We start from the raw sequence: 16,539 nt of genomic DNA, 5'->3' as shown, positions 1-16,539 counted from the left end.
ACATCTAAAGGCCAAGCTGGCTTAAACAACCCCGTGCGTGTACCGCATTCATTTCCATCGCCCGGTGCAGTATGGGGGAGGCATGAACCACTTCGCCGACCACGCCGCCCCCGAAGCGCCGCAGGGCGCCCAGCTTGGCTCCTCCCAGACGGGTGCCCCGGGCACCCTGCAGCGCTGGTTGACCGGCCCGCGCGTGGCCGGCCTGCCCGTGCCGACCGAGCTGCCCCCGCCCGCGCTCTCCTTCGAGTTCTTCCCGCCCCGCACCGAGGCGCTGGAGCAGCAGCTCTGGACCTGCGTGCGGCGGCTGGAGCCGCTGGCGCCGCGCTTCGTCTCCGTCACCTACGGCGCCGGCGGCACCACGCAGGAGCGCACCCACGCCACCGTCGCCCGCCTGGTGCGGGAGACCAGCCTGACGCCCGCCGCGCACCTGACCTGCGTCGGCGCCAGCCGCGGCGAGGTGGACGACGTCGCCCGCCGCTACTGGGCCGATGGCGTGCGCCATATCGTGGCGCTGCGCGGCGACGCCCCGGCCGGCGAGGCGGGCTACGTGCCCCACCCCGATGGCTACGCCTACGCCGCCGACCTGGTGGCCGGGCTGCGCAAGGTCGGCGACTTCGAGATCTCGGTGGCCGCCTATCCGGAGACCCACCCCACCGCCAGCTCCGCCCAGCACGACCTGGACAACCTGAAGCGCAAGATCGACGCCGGCGCCACCCGCGCCATCACCCAGTATTTCTTCGATACCGAGGTGTTCCTGCGCTTCCTCGATCGCTGTCTCGCCGCCGGCATCACCGTGCCGATCGTGCCGGGCATCCTGCCGGTCTCCAACTTCAACCAGGTGCGCAAATTCTCCGCCATGTGCGGCGCCAGCGTGCCGGGCTGGATGGGCAAGCTGTTCGAGGGGCTGGACGACGACCCGGACACCCGCCGCATGGTGGCCGCCGCCCTGGCCGCCGAGCAGGTGCGGCTGCTGCAGGCCAATGGCGTGGACGAGTTCCACTTCTACACCCTCAACCGCGCCGACCTGACCTATGCCATCGCCCATATCCTGGGCGCCCGGCCGAAGGTGGCGGCGGCGCCCTGAGCGGAGGCCCCCTCCCGTGGGGGGCCTTCAGCCCCGCCGCGCCAGCCGGGCATAGACCGGCTTCAGCAGGAAGGGGCTGAGGAAGAGCGGGAACTGGCAGAGCACGAAGAACAGCAGGATGCGCGGCTCCGTGCTCGCCGGCATCACCGCCAGGTAGAGCGCCATGTTGCGGTTGCCCGAGAGCAGCCCGGCGGAGAGCGAGAGGCGCCGCCCCGCGGGGCGGAAGACCAGCGCCGTGGCCAGGTTCAGGCCGAGGCAGCCGGCGAAGGCCAGGGCCACGCCGCCCAGCACCAGCCCCGGCTCGGCCAGCAGCAGCGCCAGCACCCCATCCATCACGCCGAAGCCGTAGAGCACCACCAGCAGCACCACCGCGCCATCCACCGCGCCGCCCCAGCGGGCGAGGCGCGCCGGGCCGGCCATCTGCCGGATAGCCAGCGAGACCACCAGCGGCAGCCCCACCACCAGCGCCAGCCGCGCCATCAGCCCGGCCACGGTGATGGAGAGGTCGATGCCCAGCAGCCCCAGCGCCAGCGGCGGCGCAGTGAAGGGCACCAGCAGGGTGGAGAGCAGCGAGGCCACCAGCGCCACCTCCCCATCCAGCCCCACCAGCCGGGCGAAGGCGGGGGAGGAGGTGGCGGCGCAGCCGGTGGCGACGATGACCAGCCCCGCGCCCATCGGCCCGTCCAGCCCCACCGCCTGGGTCACGGCGAAGGCCAGCAGCGGGCAGCCCAGCAGCAGCCAGGCCAGCAGCGCCGCCACCAGCAGCGGCCGCCGCAGATAGGCCAGCACCTGCACCGGATCGACCCGCAGCAGCACCAGCGTCATCAGCAGCGCCACGATCGGCGTCACCGCCTCGCGCAGGGCGGCGGCGAGCGGCGGGATGAACAGGCCGGCGAAGATGCTCACCGCCAGCAGCACGCCACCCTGCCGGGCGGACCATTCCAGGGCGCGGATCGGCAGGCTGAGAATGGCGGTGACTCCTCCCGGCAAGCGGCCGGAGGTTGGCCGCGTTCGTGACCCGTTCTATATCCAGCCTGTGCCCTCGCCAATCCTGCCCCTCCTCGCCCTTCCCCTGCTCCTGCTGCTGGGCGCCGCCCCGGCCGCGGCGGCCTGCACGGACGCCCCCGCGCCCGGGGTGGACTGGCGACGCTGCCTGCAGGACGGGCAGGACCTGCACGGCGTGGACCTGACCGGTGCCGTGCTGCGCGACGCCAGCTTCGCCCGGGCCCGTCTGGGGCAGGCGAAGCTGGTCAAGGCGGATGCGCCCTCCGCCCGCTTCACCTCGGCCGATGCCACAGGAGCCGACTTCTCCGGCGCCGTGCTGCGCGGCGCCGAGTTCACCCGCGCCCGGCTGGCCGGCGCCCGCTTCGTGCGGGCCGACCTGCGCGGCGCCCGCTTCTTCCGCGCCGACCTGACCGATGCCGACCTGACCGGGGCGGAGCTGTCGGGCGCCGACCTGGGCACCGCCACGCTGGACGGCGCGCTCTGGGTCGATGGCGCCCGGCGCTGCGCCGCCGGCTCCGTGGGGTTCTGCCAATGACGACGATGCCCGCCTCCGCCGCCGCCGCCGACTACCTGGCCCGGCTGAACCCCGAGCAGCGCGCCGCCGTGGAGACGGTGGACGGGCCGCTCCTGGTGCTGGCCGGCGCCGGCACCGGCAAGACGCGGGTGCTGACCACCCGCTTCGCCCATATCCTGATGACGCGGCGGGCCTTCCCCAGCCAGGTGCTGGCCGTCACCTTCACCAACAAGGCGGCGCGCGAGATGCGCGAGCGCGTCTCCGCCATCCTCGGCCAGCCGGCGGAGGGGCTGTGGCTCGGCACCTTCCACGCCCTCTGCGCCCGCATGCTGCGCCGCCATGCCGAGCTGGTGGGGCTCGACAGCAACTTCACCATCCTCGACACGGACGACCAGATGCGCCTGCTGAAGCAGGTGATGGACGCCGCTGGGGTGGACCAGAAGCGCTGGCCGCCGCAGGGGCTGATGGCCGTCATCCAGCGCTGGAAGGACCGCGGCTGCACCCCGGCCCGCATCACCCCGGCCGAGGATTCGGACTTCGCCAACAACCGCGCCCGCAGCCTCTACGCCGCCTACCAGGAACGGCTGCGCCAGGTGAACGCCACCGATTTCGGCGACCTGATGCTGCATGTGGTGGAGATCCTGCGCACCCACCCGGACGTGCTGGCCGACTACCACCGCCGCTTCCGCTACATCCTGGTGGACGAGTACCAGGACACCAATCTGGTGCAGTATCTCTGGCTGCGCCTGCTGGCCCAGCGGGAGGACCCTTCGCAGCGCAACATCTGCTGCGTGGGCGATGACGACCAGTCGATCTACTCCTGGCGCGGCGCCGAGATCGAGAACATCCTCCGCTTCGAGAAGGATTTCCCGGGCGCCACCATCGTGCGCCTCGAATCCAACTACCGCTCCACCACCCCCATCCTGGGCGCCGCCGCCGGGCTGATCGCCCGCAACAGCGGCCGCCTGGGCAAGACGCTGCGGCCGGGGCGGGAGGATTCGCGGGGCGAGAAGGTGCGCGTCGTCTCGCTGTGGGATTCGGAGGAGGAGGCCCGCATGGTGGGCGGCCGCATCGAGGCCGCGCGGCGGGAGGGGCACAACCTCGCCGAGATCGCCATCCTGGTCCGCACCGGCTCGCAGACCCGCGCCTTCGAGGAGCGGCTGATCACGCTCGGCATCCCCTACCGCGTGGTGGGCGGGCTGAAATTCTACGAGCGGGCCGAGATCCGCGACGCCATGGCCTATCTGCGCGTGCTGCAGCAGCCGGCGGACGACCTCGCCTTCGAGCGCATCGTCAACACCCCCAAGCGTGGGCTGGGCGACACGGCGCTGCGCGCCATGCACCAGCTCGCCCGCGCCGAGGGGGTGCCGCTGCTGGTGGCGGCGGACCGGATGACGGCGATGGGCGCGCTGCGCCCGAAGCCGCGCCAGGCGCTGCGCGAGCTGCTGGAAGGCTTCGCCCGCTGGCGCGAGGGGCTGGGGCGGGAGGGGCATGTGGTGGTGGCCGCCACCCTGCTGGAGGAATCCGGCTACACGGAGATGTGGAAGCAGGACAAGTCGCCCGAGGCGCCCGGGCGGCTCGAGAACCTGAAGGAGCTGATCCGGGCGCTCGGCGAGTTCGAGACGCTCGCCGGCTTCCTCGAGCACGTGTCGCTGGTGATGGAGAGCGACCAGGCCCCCGAGGCCGAGCGGGTCAGCCTGATGACGCTGCACGCCGCCAAGGGGCTGGAGTTCGACACGGTGTTCCTCCCCGGCTGGGAGGAGGGGCTGTTCCCGCACCAGCGCTCGCTGGACGAGAGCGGCGACAAGGGGCTCGAGGAGGAGCGGCGCCTCGCCTATGTCGGCATCACCCGGGCGCGGAAACGCTGCATCATCAGCCATGCCGCCAACCGCCGGCTCTATGCCAACTGGAGCAGCGCCATCCCCAGTCGCTTCCTGGAGGAGCTGCCGCCCGAGCATATCGAGCAGGAGGGCGGCGCGCGGGCCGAGCGCAGCCGCATGATGGCGGCGCCCTCGGTCTTCTCCGGGCAGTTCCCGCTGGTGGCGCGCAAGCCGCGCATCATCGAGGCCGGCGCCTGGGAGGTCTCGGAGCGGCCGGCGAAGAATGCCGCCATCCCGCCCGGCACGCGGGTTTTTCATCAGAAATTCGGCTATGGGCGTGTCGTGAGCACCGACGACAACAAGCTGGACGTCGAATTCGACAAGGCGGGGCGGAAGCGCGTGCTCGACAGCTTCGTGGAAAAGGCCTGATGAACCGCCGCCATCCCCAGACCCTGGAAACCCTGACCATCGACGGCCTGCCGGAAGAGGCGGTGCCGCATTTCGAGGCGGCGCTGCAGACCGTCTGCCCCACCGTGGGCTACTTCAAGGACGACCCGACCGACACCTGGGGCCTGGAGGCGGTACGCGAGACCGGCGTGGGCGACGAGGAGCTGCTGCCCGCCCTGGTGCTGGCCTCGGCGCTTTCCGGCATCGAGATGCCCGAGCTGAAGCGCGCGCCGGTGGAGGCGGAGGGCTGGCTGGCCCGCACCGTGCAGGCCTTCCCCGAGCAGGAGATCGGCGCCCGCGTGCTGATCCGGCCCAGCCACATGCCCAACCCCGTCACCTATGGCCGCACCGTGCTGCGGCTGGATGCCGGGCTGGCCTTCGGCTCCGGCGAGCATGGCTCGACGCGCGGCTGCCTGATCGGCTTCGAGGGCATGGCGCACCGCCGGCCGCGCCGCATCCTCGACCTTGGCACCGGCTCGGGCATCCTGGCCATGGCCGCGGCCAAGCGGCTGCACCGCAAGGTGCTGGCCACCGATATCGAGCCCTGGAGCGTGCGCATCGCCGCCGAGAACGCCCGGATGAACGGGCTGCGCAACCTGCTGGAGGCCAGGCTGGCCGATGGCTGGCGGCACCGCGGCGTGCGCGCCGGCACCTACGACCTGGTCTTCGCCAACATCCTGGCCCGGCCGCTCTGCGCCATGGCCAAGAGCCTGTCGGACCATCTGGCGCCGGGCGGCACCGCCATCCTGGCCGGGCTGCTGGGCACGCAGGTGCGGATGGTGCTGGCCGCGCACCGCCGCTCCAGCACCATGCCGGCGCGTTGGCGGCGCGGCTGGCCTGGGCCTCGAAGTCGCCGTCGAACACGCGGCTGATCTCGCCGCGGCTCAGCCCGATGTCGGACAGTTCGCGGTCGGTCATCAGGGACAGCTCGTTCTGCACGCGACGGCGCTGCGGATATTCCACCACGGCGCGGTAGGCCCTGGTCAGCGCCTTGCGGATCCAAAGGCCGATCGCCTCATCCCGCGCGCGCATCGCCGCGAGAGCGACGGAGCGCGCCTCGTCCATGTTGAAGGCGGCGGCGGGGATGGCGGAGTCAAACTCCGGCTTGGTGATGCGGGGTTCCATTGTCTAGCGTTCCAGTTGCGCGCCGGGGTGGTCCGCAGGACTGGCTCTTGCCGTCGACCGCCCGCCCCTGGTGCGATGAGCAGGATGTAATCTTGTGCAGGCGCGAAGACGAGCGCGACAAGCGAAGCTGAGCCATGCGCGAGACGCATTGATACCTGTGGAAATATGTTCTTAACGGGATGCTAACCGAAGTGACACACGCCGAACGCCTCGCCGCCCTCCGCGCCGAGCTTGCCCGCAGCGGGGTGGATGGCCTGCTGATCCCCCGCAGCGACGAATACCTGGGCGAATACGTGCCCCCCAGCGGCGAGCGGCTGGCCTGGGTCACCGGCTTCACCGGCAGCGCCGGCATGGCCATCGTGCTGGCGGAGCGCGCCGCGCTCTTCGTCGATGGCCGCTACACCACCCAGGCGCGGCAGCAGGCCGACACCACCCTGTGGGAGCAGCGTCACCTTACCGAGCAGCCGCCGCAGGATTGGCTGGCCGAGCACGCCGCCGGCCTGCGCATCGGCTACGACCCCTGGCTGCACCCGCAATCGATGCTGGACAGGCTGGCCCCCTCGGGCGCCGTGCTGGTGCCGCTGGCGGCCAATCCGGTGGATGCCGTGTGGCGGGACCGCCCGGCGCCGCCCGCCGCGCCCGCCGTGCCGCACCCGCTTGCCTATGCCGGCCGCGATTCGGCCGAGAAGCGCGCCGAGGCCGCCGCCACCCTGCGCGCCGCCGGCGAGGATGCCGCGGTGCTGGCCGACCCGCATTCCCTGGCCTGGCTGCTGAACCTGCGCGGCGGCGACCTGGAGCACACGCCGCTGGCCCTGGGCTTCGCCCTGCTGCACGCCGATGCGCGGGTGGAGCTGTTCATGGAGCCGGCCAAGCTCTCCGAGGCGGTGCGGGTGCATCTGGGCAACGCAGTGGCGGCGCATCCGCCGGCGGCGCTGGCCGAGGCGCTGGCCGGACTCGGCGGCAAGGCGGTGCGGATCGACCCCGACGCCACGCCCGTCTGGTTCGCCGCCACGCTGCGCGAGGCCGGCGCCACGCTGCGCCCGGGCGAGGACCCCTGCCGTATGCCGCGCGCCTGCAAGAACCCGGTGGAGCAGGAGGGCGCCCGCGCCGCCCACAAGCGCGACGCCGCGGCGATGGCGCGCTTCCTCGCCTGGTTCGCCCGCCACGCGCCCCAGGGCGGCGAGACGGAAATGAGCGCCGCCGGGCGCCTCCTGGCCTTCCGGCGGGAACAGCCGCTGTTCCGCGCCGAGAGCTTCCCCGCCATCTCGGGGGCGGGCGAGCATGGCGCCATCGTCCACTACCGCGCCACGCCGGAGAGCGACCGCCCGATCCACCCCGGCGAGTGCTACCTGATCGACAGCGGCGGCCAGTACGCGGACGGCACCACCGACATCACCCGCACCCTCTGGACCGGAGCGCGCGAGGGCGGCCCCACCCCCCCGGCCGACCTTGTGGAGCGCTACACCCGCGTGCTGCGCGGCCACATCGCCCTGGCCACGCTGCGCTTCCCGCAGGGCGTGGCCGGGCCGCATATCGACGCGGTGGCGCGTGCGCCGCTCTGGCAGGCGGGGCTGGATTTCGACCATGGCACCGGCCATGGCATCGGCAGCTTCCTCTCGGTGCATGAGGGGCCGGTCAGCATCAGCCGGGCGGCGCGGACGGTGCCGCTGCGGCCGGGCATGATCCTGTCCGACGAGCCGGGTTTCTACCAGCCGGGCGCCTATGGTATCCGCATCGAGAACCTGCTGCTGATCCGCGCGGCCGAGGCCCGCCCCGGCCAGACGCGGCCCTTCCTGGAGTTCGAGACCCTGACCCTGGTGCCTTATGAGCGCCGTCTGATCGATCGCGCGCTGCTCACCCCGGCCGAGCGTGCCTGGGTGGATGCCTATCATGGCCGCGTGCTGGCCGAGATCGGCGGCGCGGTGGAAGCCGATGTGGCGGAATGGCTGCAGTGGGCCTGCGCGCCGCTCTGACCGCCCGGCTGCGCCGCCCCATCCCCGCCGCGCCCTTTGCCGAGCCGATGCTGCCCCTCCTGGCGGGGCAGCGCGTGCTGCTGGTCTATGGCCTGATGGGGGAGGGGGCGGCGCGGCTGGCGCCGCTCGGCATGGACTACATGGGCACGCAGCTGCGCTGGCTGCTGGCGCAGGGCGCCCGCGCCCGCGTGGTGAAGCTGCCCACCACCGCGCCCATCGCGCCCAATGCCGCGCGGCTGGCCGAGGCCATCCTGGCCGAGCCGGAGCCCTGCCTGCTGGTGGCGCACAGCAAGGGCGGGCTGGAGGCGCTGGCGGCGCTGCTGGAGCCTGCCGTGGCGGCGCGCTGCGCCGGGCTGCTGGCGCTGCACGCGCCTTTCCACGGCTCGCCGGTGGCCGATGCGCTGCTGGCCCGCCCCCGCCTGCACCGCGGCCTGGCGGCGCTGGTGCGGGCGCTGCGCATGGGCGGCGGCGCCGGCCTGCCGGACCTCTCCACCGAGGGCCGCGCCGCCTGGATGGCGGCCCATGCCGCGCGGGTGGCCGAGATCACCGCCAGCCTGCCGGTGCTCTGCGTCGGCAGCTACCTGGAGCGGGACGCGGTGGGGCCGGACCGCCGCTACCTGCCGATGGTCCGCTTCATGATGCGGCGCGGCGCCGGCCCGAATGACGGCTTCGTCTCCGTGGCCTCGGCGCTGCTGCCCGGTGCCCGCCACCGGGTCATCCGCGGCGGCCACCGTGCCTCCGTCTCGCAGGGCCTGGGCCGCGACCCGCTGGGCGTGCTGCACGAGGGGCTGGCGGAATTGCTGGCGGCCCGCATGAGCGAGCGCGCCCTCAGCCTGCGCCACTGAGGGCGGGGTCCGGGGAGACACTGTCTCCCCGGCGGAGGGGTCAGGGGAGGCGGCGCCTCCCCTGTGCTTATCCCAGCCCGGCGAGTTCCCGCCACTCGGCCTCTGTGAGCGTCCGCAGCCCCAGCTCGGCCGCCTTCTTGGCCTTCGACCCGGCTTCCGCCCCCACCACGACGAAATCGGTCTTCTTCGAGACGCTCTTGGTCACCTTGGCGCCCAGCCGCTCGGCCACCGCCTCCGCCTCGTCACGCGAGGTCTTTTCCAGCGTCCCGGTAAAGACGATGACCTTCCCCGCGAAGGGGCTGTCGCTGGCGGAGAAATCCTCCGCATCGGCGGGCGCCACCTCGCGGGCGAGGTCGTCCAGCGCATCGCGGTTGTGGCGCTCGGCGAAGAACTCGGCCAGCTCGGTGGCGATGGCCGGGCCGATGCCCTGGATCGAGCCCAGCTCCTCCCGCGCCTCGGAGCCCACGGTGGTGGCCGCCACCATCTTCTCCCGCCAGGCGGCGAAGCTCTGGTAGTGCCGCGCCAGCAGCTTGGCGTTCTGCTCGCCGATGCGGCGTATGCCGAGGGCGAAGATGAACCGCTCCAGCGGCGCGTTGCGCCGGGATTCAATGGCGGCGAGCAGGTTGGCCACCTTCTTCGTGCCGGCCGCGCCCTTGGCGGAGCGGCCCCAGCCCTCCCAGCCGCGCATCCGCTCGGCATGCGGAGCCAGGCGGAACAGGTCGGCGGGGCTCTTCACCAGCCCCTCCTCGTGCAGCCTGAGGATGTTCTCCTCGCCCAGCCCCTCGATATCCATGGCGTTGCGGCTGACGAAATGCTTCAGCCGCTCCACCGTCTGCGCCGGGCAGACCAGCCCGCCGGTGCAGCGCCGCACCACCTCGCCCTCCGGCCGCACGGCGTGGCTGCCGCAGGCGGGGCAATGGGTCAGGGGGCGCCACGGCCCGGCGGCGTCCACCTCCGGCGGCCGCTTCTCCGCCACCACGCCGACGATCTGCGGGATCACGTCGCCGGCGCGCTGGAGGATGACGGTGTCGCCCACCCGCACATCCTTGCGGGCGATCTCGTCCTCGTTGTGCAGGGTGGCGTGCTGCACCATGACGCCGCCGACATTGACCGGCTGCATCACCGCGCGCGGCGTCAGCGCCCCCGTGCGGCCGACCTGGATCTGGATCTCCAGCAACACCGTCTCGGCCCGCTCCGCCGGGAACTTCCAGGCGATGGCCCAGCGCGGCGCGCGGCCGACGAAGCCGAGCCGCCCCTGCCAGTCCAGCCGGTCCAGCTTGTAGACCACGCCGTCGATGTCATAGGCGAGGCCGGCGCGCTCCGCCGTCATCTCCGCCTGGAAGGCCTCGGCGGCGGTTTCGTCCGGCAGGGTGCGGGAGAGGGGGTTCACCCGGAACCCCCAGGCCTCGAGCTGCTTCAGGTAGCCGGCATGGGTCTCGGCCACCGGGCTGCTGGATTCCCCCTGGGCATAGGCGAAGAGCTTCAGCGGCCGCCGCGCCGTGACCTCGGGGTTGAGCTGGCGCAGGCTGCCCGCCGCCGCGTTGCGCGGGTTGACCGGGATGCGGACCGCCTCGCCCACCTTCTCGCCGCGCTCGCGCCGCTGCTCGCGCTCCTCGTGCAGCCGCGTCTGCTCGGCATGGAAGGCCAGGAAGTCGGCCTTGGTCATGAACACCTCGCCGCGGATCTCGATCGAGTCCGGGAAGGGGGCGGGCAGGTGGCGCGGCAGCTCGTCCAGCGTCTCCAGGTTGCGGGTGATGTCCTCGCCCACCGTGCCGTCGCCGCGCGTGGCGCCGCGCACGAACACGCCGTTCTCGTAGAGCAGGTTGACCGAGAGCCCGTCGATCTTCGGCTCGGCCACGAAGCGCAGCGTCTCCTCCGGCGGCAGCTTCAGGAAGCGCCGGATGCTTTTCGCGAACTCGGCGAAATCCTCGGGGGAGAAGGCGTTGTCCAGGCTCAGCATCGGCGTGCCGTGGCGAGACTTGGCGAAGCCCGCCGCCGGCGCCGCGCCGGGGGGCGCCTCGCTCGGGCTGTCGGCCCGCTTCAGGGCGGGGAAGCGGCGCTCGATGGCGGCGTTGCGGCGGCGCAGCGCGTCGTACTCCGCGTCGGTCATCACCGGCGCGTCGTTCTGGTGATAGGCGATGTCGGCGGTCTCGATCGCCTCGGCCAGGGCGGCGAGTTCCTCGGCCGCCTGGGCCTCGGTCAGGTCGTCGACGGGAATCGGGCGGAGCGGCGCGGTCATGGCATGTCCGTTAACGCGGCGGGGAGAGAAAAACAAAAAGGCCGGGGGAAGGAATTCCCCCGGGCCCCCATCTTTTTTCTGCCAGTCGGCGTCAGCGCAGCAGGCTGTCGGCGGCGGCGCGGGCGGCCTCGGTGATGGTCTCGCCGGCCAGCATGCGGGCCAGCTCCTCGCGGCGCGCCTGCGCGTCGAGCGGCTCCACCCGGGTCTCGGCGCGGTCGGCCCGCACGCCCTTGGAGACGCGCCAGTGCTGCGTGCCGCGCGCCGCCACCTGCGGGCTGTGCGTCACCACCAGCACCTGCAGGCGCTCGGCCACGCGGGCCAGGCGCTCGCCCACCGCCGCCGCCGTGGCGCCGCCAATGCCGCTGTCCACCTCGTCGAACACCAGGGTCGGCACGGGCGAGCCGCGCGCCAGCACCACCTTCAGCGCCAGCATCAGGCGGGACAGCTCGCCACCCGAGGCGATCTTGTCGAGCTGCCCGGGCTTCTGGCCGGGATTGGTGGTGACGAGGAAGGTGACGCGGTCCTGCCCGTCGGCCGCCCAGGCGCGCTCCTCGCGGGGCGCGATCTCGATATGCAGCCGGGCGCGGTCCAGCTTCAGCGGCGCCAGCTCCTGCGCCACCGCCTTCTCCAGTTCGCGGGCGGCCTTGGCGCGGGCGGCGGACAGCGCCCCGGCGCGGCGGACATAGCCGGCACGCGCCGCGGCGGCGGCCTGCTCCAGCGCGGCGGCGCGCTCGGCCCCGGCATCCAGCGCCGAGAGGCGGGCTGCGAGGTCCTGCAACAGCTGCGGCAGCTCCACCACCGCCACCATGTGCTTGCGGGCGGCGGCGCGCAGCGCGAAGAGCCGCTCCTCCACCTGCTCCAGCCGGCGCGGGTCGGGGCCGAGATCGGCGCCGAGGCGCTCCAGCAGGCTCTCCGCCTCGGCCAGCGAATCCTGCGCCTGACCCAGCGCGGCGAGGATCGGCGAGGCCTCCTCGTTCGGCGGCGGCAGGCGCTCCAGCGCGCGGGCGGCGTTGCGCAGCGCGGCGGCCGGGCCGGCGCTGCCGCGGCGGTCGCGCGGCTGCAACTCGGAGAGGGCGGCGGCCACGGCCTCGGCCCGGCGCTCGCCCTGCTGCATGGCCTGGCGCTCATTGGCCAGGGCATCCTCCTCGCCCTCGGCCGGCCCGAGCAGGGAAAGCTCCTCCACCGCGTGGCGCAGCCATTCCTCGTCGCGCTGCGCCTGGGCGATGGCCTCCTGCGCCTCGCGCAGGGCGCGCTCGGCCTGCCGCCAGGCGCGGTAGGCCTCGCCCACGCCGGCGCGGTCCGGCTCCAGCCCGCCGAAGGCGTCGAGCAGGGCGGCGTGGGTGGCCGGGTCGGCGAGGCCGACCTGGTCGTGCTGGCCCTGCACCTCGACGAGCAGCGCGCCGAGCCGGCGCAGCAGCGCCACACCCACCGGCTGGTCGTTGACGAAGGCGCGGGAGCGGCCATCGGCCTGCACCACGCGGCGCAGCACCAGATCCTCCTCCACCTCGATTCCCTGCTCCACCAGCAGGGCATTGGCGGGGTGGTCGGGGGGGAGGTGGAAGCAGGCGGCGACCGAGGCCTGGGCCTGCCCGCCGCGCACCATGCCGGCCTCGGCGCGCTGGCCGAGCGCCAGGCCCAGGCTGTCCAGCAGGATGGACTTGCCGGCGCCCGTCTCGCCGGTCAGCACGGTGAGGCCGGCGCCGAGCGACAGGTCCAGCCGGTCGATCAGCACCACGTCGCGGATGGCGAGCGAGTTCAGCATGGCGGGGCCTTGGCCGCGGCGTTCCCGGCCCGCCGGCTCAGAACACCGAGTTCCAGGCGCGGCGGAGAATGCCCGGCCGGTCCTGCGCCGCCGGTTGCGCGCCATCCACCAGCAGGGCGTAGGAATCCTGGTACCACGGGTTGCCGGGGTAGTTGTGGCCGAGCACGCTGGCGGTGCGCCGCGCCTCCTCGGTGAGGCCGAGGGCGAGGTAGATCTCGGTCAGGCGGTGCAGCGCCTCGGGCGTGTGGTTGGTGGTCTGGAACTCCTCCACCACGCGCCGGAAGCGGCCGATGGCGGCGGAATACAGCCCGCGGGACTGGTAGAAGCGGCCGATGTTCATCTCCCGCCCGGCGAGATGGTCGCGGGCGAGGTCCATCTTCAGCCGCGCATCGCGGGCATAGGAGCTTTCGGGGAAGCGGTTGATCACTTCCTGGAGCTGCGCCATGGCGATCTCGGTGCCACGCTGGTCGCGCTCGGCATCGACGATCTGCTCATAGTAGGAGAGCGCGCGCAGATAGTAGGCATAGGCGATGTCGCGGTGCGCGGGGTGGAGCTGGATGAAGCGGTCTAGCGCGCCGATCGCCTCGGTGTAGCGGTTCCGCATGTAGTCGGAATAGGCCGACATCAGCTTCGCGCTGGTGGCCCAGGTCGAGTAGGGATGCTCCCGCTCCACCGTATCGAAATATTCGATGGCCTGGACATAGCGTTCCTGGCGCAGCGATTCGATGCCGGCGGCATACAGGGACTCCGGCGTCTGCTCGGCCAGCGGGGCACGAGGGCGCAGGGAGTTGTCTTTGCCATCCCACTGGGAGCAGGCGCCCGCCAGCAGCGGGGCGGCCAGGATCAGGGAGAGGCGGAGAGTCCGGTTCAGACGGGTGCGCATGGCGTCCGCTCTATATCATGCGCCCCCGCCAAGTCGAAGGGGCCCTCTGGCCGGATCAGGCGGCGACCGGCTCGGCTTCCGGAACGCGGGTGGCGGCGGGCTCGGTGGCCGGCAGCAGCGGCGCGTCCTTCCAGCGCCAGGCGCTGGCGTCGGCGAACAGGGCGCGCAGCAGCCGGTTGTTCAGCGCGTGGCCGGAGCGGCTGCCGCTGAAGCGGGCCGAGAGCGGCGCGCCGGCCAGGGCGAGGTCGCCCACCACGTCCAGCAGCTTGTGGCGCACGCATTCATCGGCGTGGCGCAGGCCGCCCGGGTTCAGCACCAGCGGGCCGTCGACCACCACGGCATTGGCCAGGCTGCCGCCCTGCGCCAGACCCATGGCGCGCAGCCGCGCCACGTCCTCGGCCATGGTGAAGGTGCGGGCATCGGCCAGCACGCCGCGGAAGGAGGCTTCCGTCACGCGCAGGGAAAGGCTCTGGTGGCCAATCGCGGTGGAGGGGAAGTCGATCTCCAGCGATGCCTCGAAGCCCGGCGTGGCGGTGGGGTGCAGCGCCACCCACGGGGCGCCCGGGCCTTCGCCATCCTGCACGCGCACCGTCTTCAGCACCTCGATCGTGCTGCGCGGCATGGCGCTGGTGGCGATGCCGGCGCAGTCGATGAGGAACAGGAAGGGGGAGGCGGAGCCGTCGAGGATCGGCACCTCGGGGCCATCCACCTCGACCACCACGTCGTCGATGCCGCTGGCCGCCAGCGCGGCCATCACGTGCTCGATGGTGCCGAGTCGCGCCTGCGGCTGGCCGGGCAGGGCAATGGCCGTGCACAGGCGGGTGTCGAACACCAGGTCGTAGCGCGCGGGGATGTCGAGGCCGAGATCGGTGCGGCGGAAGACGATGCCGGTGCCGATGGGCGCGGGGCGCAGGGTCAGCGTGGCGCGGCGGCCCGAGTGCAGGCCGATGCCGACGCACCCGATGGGCGCCTTCAGCGTCCTGCGTCGTTCCATGCCCACTGCGAGGAAACCGTCCATCATTGCCCCTGGCCATTCCTGGATCGGCGGGAGGCGGCCCTGCGGCCGTTCCGCCTAACCGTTACATGGCATTTGCTGCGGGGCATCGCGAGTCAACGCTTGTTTCCGTTTATTTCAGGTTAGCTTAGGCAGATAAGCCTCTGATCTAAAACGGTTGGTGCGAAGCAAAAAGCCCCGCAACCTGCGTTGCGGGGCTGGTTCGTTACCGGGCTCGTCCGGCGTTCAGTTGTTCTGGCGGCGCAGGAAGGTCGGGATGTCGAGGCCCATCTCCTCGCCCTGCGGCGCCGGCTGCGGGGCGGGTGCCGCAGCCGGGCGCGGCGCGGCAGGCTGCGCCGGGGCCGCGGCCACGGGGCGCGGAGCGGGGGCCGGCGCGGCGTCGCCCTCGGCCGAGAGGTTGCGGCGCATCAGGCCGGTGGCGCGGCGGAACAGGTTGAAGCCGCCGCCGCTGGCCGGGGGCGCAGAGACCGGCGGCGGCGCCATCGGGCGCGGCGCCGCGGCCTGGCGCGCCGCGGCATCCGGGTGCTGCGCCAGCGGGGCCGGCATGTCCTCGGGCGAGGGCGCCTCCGGCGCGGCCTCGTAGGCCACCGGCTGCGGGGCGGGCGCCAGTTGCTGCGCCGTGGCGGCGCCGGTGACCATGGCGGGCGCCATGCCGGCCGGGCGGCGCGGCGCGCCGGCGGGGCCGGCCGGGCCCACGCGCACCGGCGAGGCGGGCTGCGGCATCACCGGGCGCTGCATCGCCGGCGCGCCCGGCACGCCGCGCGGAATGGCGCCGCGCCGCCGACGGCGACCAGCTTCGGCCGCTCCGCGCTGTGCTCCTGGATGGCGTCGATGCCGGTGGCGACAACCGAGACGCGCAGCCGGCCGTTCATGTCCTCGTCGACCGAGGAGCCGAAGATGATGTTCGCTTCCTCATCCACCTCGCGGCGGATGCGGTTCGCGGCCTCGTCGACCTCGAACAGCGTCATGTCGTAGCCGCCGGTGATGTTGATCAGCACACCCTTGGCGCCGAGCATCGAGGTGTCCTCGAGCAGCGGGTTGTTGATCGCGGCCTCGGCCGCCTTCACCGCGCGGTCCTCGCCCTCGGCCTCGCCCGTGCCCATCATCGCCTTGCCCATCTCGGCCATGACGGTGCGGATGTCGGCGAAGTCGAGGTTGACCAGGCCCGGATTGACCATCAGGTCGGTGACGCCGCGCACGCCCATGTGCAGCACGTCGTCCGCCATCTTGAAGGCTTCGGCGAAGGTGGTGCGCTCATTCGCCTTGCGGAAGAGATTCTGGTTCGGAATGACGATCAGCGTATCGACATAGGACTGCAGATCCTCGAGCCCCGCCTCGGCCGCCCGCCGCCGCTTCGGCCCCTCGAAGTCGAACGGGCGGGTGACGACGCCGACCGTCAGGATGCCGCGCTCGCGCGCCATGCGCGCGATGACCGGCGCCGCGCCCGTGCCCGTGCCACCGCCCATGCCGGCGGTGATGAAGACCATGTGCATGCCCTCGAGGTGGCGGGCCAGCTCCTCCGTCGCCTCCTCGGCGGCGGCGCGGCCGATCTCGGGCTTGGCGCCGGCGCCGAGGCCCTGCGTCAGGTGCGGGCCGAGCTGCACGCGGCGTTCCGCGCGGCTGTGCACCAGCGCCTGGGCATCGGTGTTGGCCACCAGGAACTCGACCCCGTCGAGGCCCATGGCGATCATGTTGTTCACCGCGTTGCAGCCCGCGCCGCCGACACCGACGACGGTGATGCGCGGGCTGAAATCAGTGTGCTGCTGGCGCGGGATCGTCAGGTTCAGCGTCATTGCAGCGTGTCTCCTCGGGTAGCGGGCGTTGGGC

Annotated in this window: 13 protein-coding genes and 1 pseudogene; 6 read left to right on the top strand and 8 right to left on the bottom strand. The window is 72.9% G+C overall.

Going from position 1 to position 16,539, the window contains the following annotated elements:
• Window positions 1-82 precede the first annotated feature (82 nt).
• Entirely contained in the window at window positions 83-1,084 is a 1,002-nt protein-coding gene (gene metF, locus ACZJYS_RS07760; protein ID WP_379633437.1) for a methylenetetrahydrofolate reductase, read from the top strand.
• A 27-nt stretch (window positions 1,085-1,111) separates the two neighbouring features.
• Here the strand turns inward: metF and ACZJYS_RS07755 are convergent, their stop codons facing one another.
• Window positions 1,112-2,074 (bottom strand): hypothetical protein, encoded by a 963-nt coding sequence (locus ACZJYS_RS07755; RefSeq protein ID WP_245906171.1) that lies wholly within the window; start codon window positions 2,072-2,074, stop codon window positions 1,112-1,114.
• Here ACZJYS_RS07755 and ACZJYS_RS07750 point away from each other — a divergent pair.
• From ACZJYS_RS07750 to ACZJYS_RS07740, 3 genes are read left to right on the top strand one after another with little or no spacing between them, the layout of a single operon-like run.
• The gene (locus tag ACZJYS_RS07750; protein WP_181378018.1) at window positions 2,052-2,624 is read left to right on the top strand and encodes a pentapeptide repeat-containing protein; all 573 of its coding nucleotides are present in this window, start codon (window positions 2,052-2,054) and stop codon (window positions 2,622-2,624) included. The genes ACZJYS_RS07755 and ACZJYS_RS07750 overlap by 23 nt on opposite strands.
• Window positions 2,621-4,852 carry an ATP-dependent helicase gene (locus ACZJYS_RS07745; RefSeq protein WP_109516094.1) on the top strand — a complete coding sequence of 744 codons (2,232 nt, stop codon included), beginning with the start codon at window positions 2,621-2,623 and terminating at the stop codon, window positions 4,850-4,852. Before ACZJYS_RS07750 ends, ACZJYS_RS07745 begins: the two co-directional genes overlap by 4 nt.
• Window positions 4,852-5,742: a 50S ribosomal protein L11 methyltransferase gene (locus tag ACZJYS_RS07740; RefSeq protein WP_493176950.1), complete on the top strand. Its 891-nt coding sequence runs from the start codon at window positions 4,852-4,854 to the stop codon at window positions 5,740-5,742. The genes ACZJYS_RS07745 and ACZJYS_RS07740 overlap by 1 nt, the downstream gene beginning before the upstream one ends.
• A gap of 10 nt (window positions 5,743-5,752) precedes the next feature.
• Here the strand turns inward: ACZJYS_RS07740 and ACZJYS_RS07735 are convergent.
• Window positions 5,753-5,902, bottom strand: a pseudogene (locus tag ACZJYS_RS07735) (YjiS-like domain-containing protein); the annotation flags it as partial.
• Between the two features lie 272 nt (window positions 5,903-6,174).
• Here ACZJYS_RS07735 and ACZJYS_RS07730 point away from each other — a divergent pair.
• Together ACZJYS_RS07730 and ACZJYS_RS07725 are read left to right on the top strand one after the other, a co-directional pair.
• Entirely contained in the window at window positions 6,175-7,968 is a 1,794-nt protein-coding gene (locus tag ACZJYS_RS07730; protein WP_493176948.1) for an aminopeptidase P family protein, read from the top strand.
• A complete protein-coding gene (locus ACZJYS_RS07725) occupies window positions 7,938-8,813 on the top strand; it encodes a lipase family protein (RefSeq protein WP_146201836.1) in 876 nt (291 codons plus the stop codon). The genes ACZJYS_RS07730 and ACZJYS_RS07725 overlap by 31 nt, the downstream gene beginning before the upstream one ends.
• 67 nt (window positions 8,814-8,880) lie before the next feature.
• On the opposite strand, the gene ligA is transcribed toward ACZJYS_RS07725, so the two are convergent.
• The 6 genes from ligA to ftsZ form a co-directional block, all read right to left on the bottom strand.
• Window positions 8,881-11,052, bottom strand: a complete 2,172-nt coding sequence (ligA, locus tag ACZJYS_RS07720) for an NAD-dependent DNA ligase LigA (RefSeq protein WP_493176945.1) — start codon at window positions 11,050-11,052, stop codon at window positions 8,881-8,883.
• A 91-nt stretch (window positions 11,053-11,143) separates the two neighbouring features.
• The gene (gene recN, locus ACZJYS_RS07715; RefSeq protein WP_109516089.1) at window positions 11,144-12,814 is read right to left on the bottom strand and encodes a DNA repair protein RecN; all 1,671 of its coding nucleotides are present in this window, start codon (window positions 12,812-12,814) and stop codon (window positions 11,144-11,146) included.
• Between the two features lie 37 nt (window positions 12,815-12,851).
• Window positions 12,852-13,697: an outer membrane protein assembly factor BamD gene (locus ACZJYS_RS07710; protein WP_493176942.1), complete on the bottom strand. Its 846-nt coding sequence runs from the start codon at window positions 13,695-13,697 to the stop codon at window positions 12,852-12,854.
• Between the two features lie 55 nt (window positions 13,698-13,752).
• The gene (gene lpxC, locus ACZJYS_RS07705; RefSeq protein WP_493176939.1) at window positions 13,753-14,691 is read right to left on the bottom strand and encodes a UDP-3-O-acyl-N-acetylglucosamine deacetylase; all 939 of its coding nucleotides are present in this window, start codon (window positions 14,689-14,691) and stop codon (window positions 13,753-13,755) included.
• A gap of 246 nt (window positions 14,692-14,937) precedes the next feature.
• Window positions 14,938-15,435 carry a hypothetical protein gene (locus ACZJYS_RS07700; protein ID WP_493176937.1) on the bottom strand — a complete coding sequence of 166 codons (498 nt, stop codon included), beginning with the start codon at window positions 15,433-15,435 and terminating at the stop codon, window positions 14,938-14,940.
• Complete coding sequence (ftsZ, locus tag ACZJYS_RS07695) at window positions 15,435-16,505, bottom strand: cell division protein FtsZ (protein WP_493176935.1); 1,071 nt, start codon at window positions 16,503-16,505, stop codon at window positions 15,435-15,437. The genes ACZJYS_RS07700 and ftsZ overlap by 1 nt, the downstream gene beginning before the upstream one ends.
• Window positions 16,506-16,539: the final 34 nt, after the last annotated feature.

It is taken from the genome of Roseomonas sp. TS2 (genome assembly GCF_058833935.1).
Note: the sequence above shows the minus strand (reverse complement) of the source record. Positions and strands in the feature narration are given on the sequence as shown.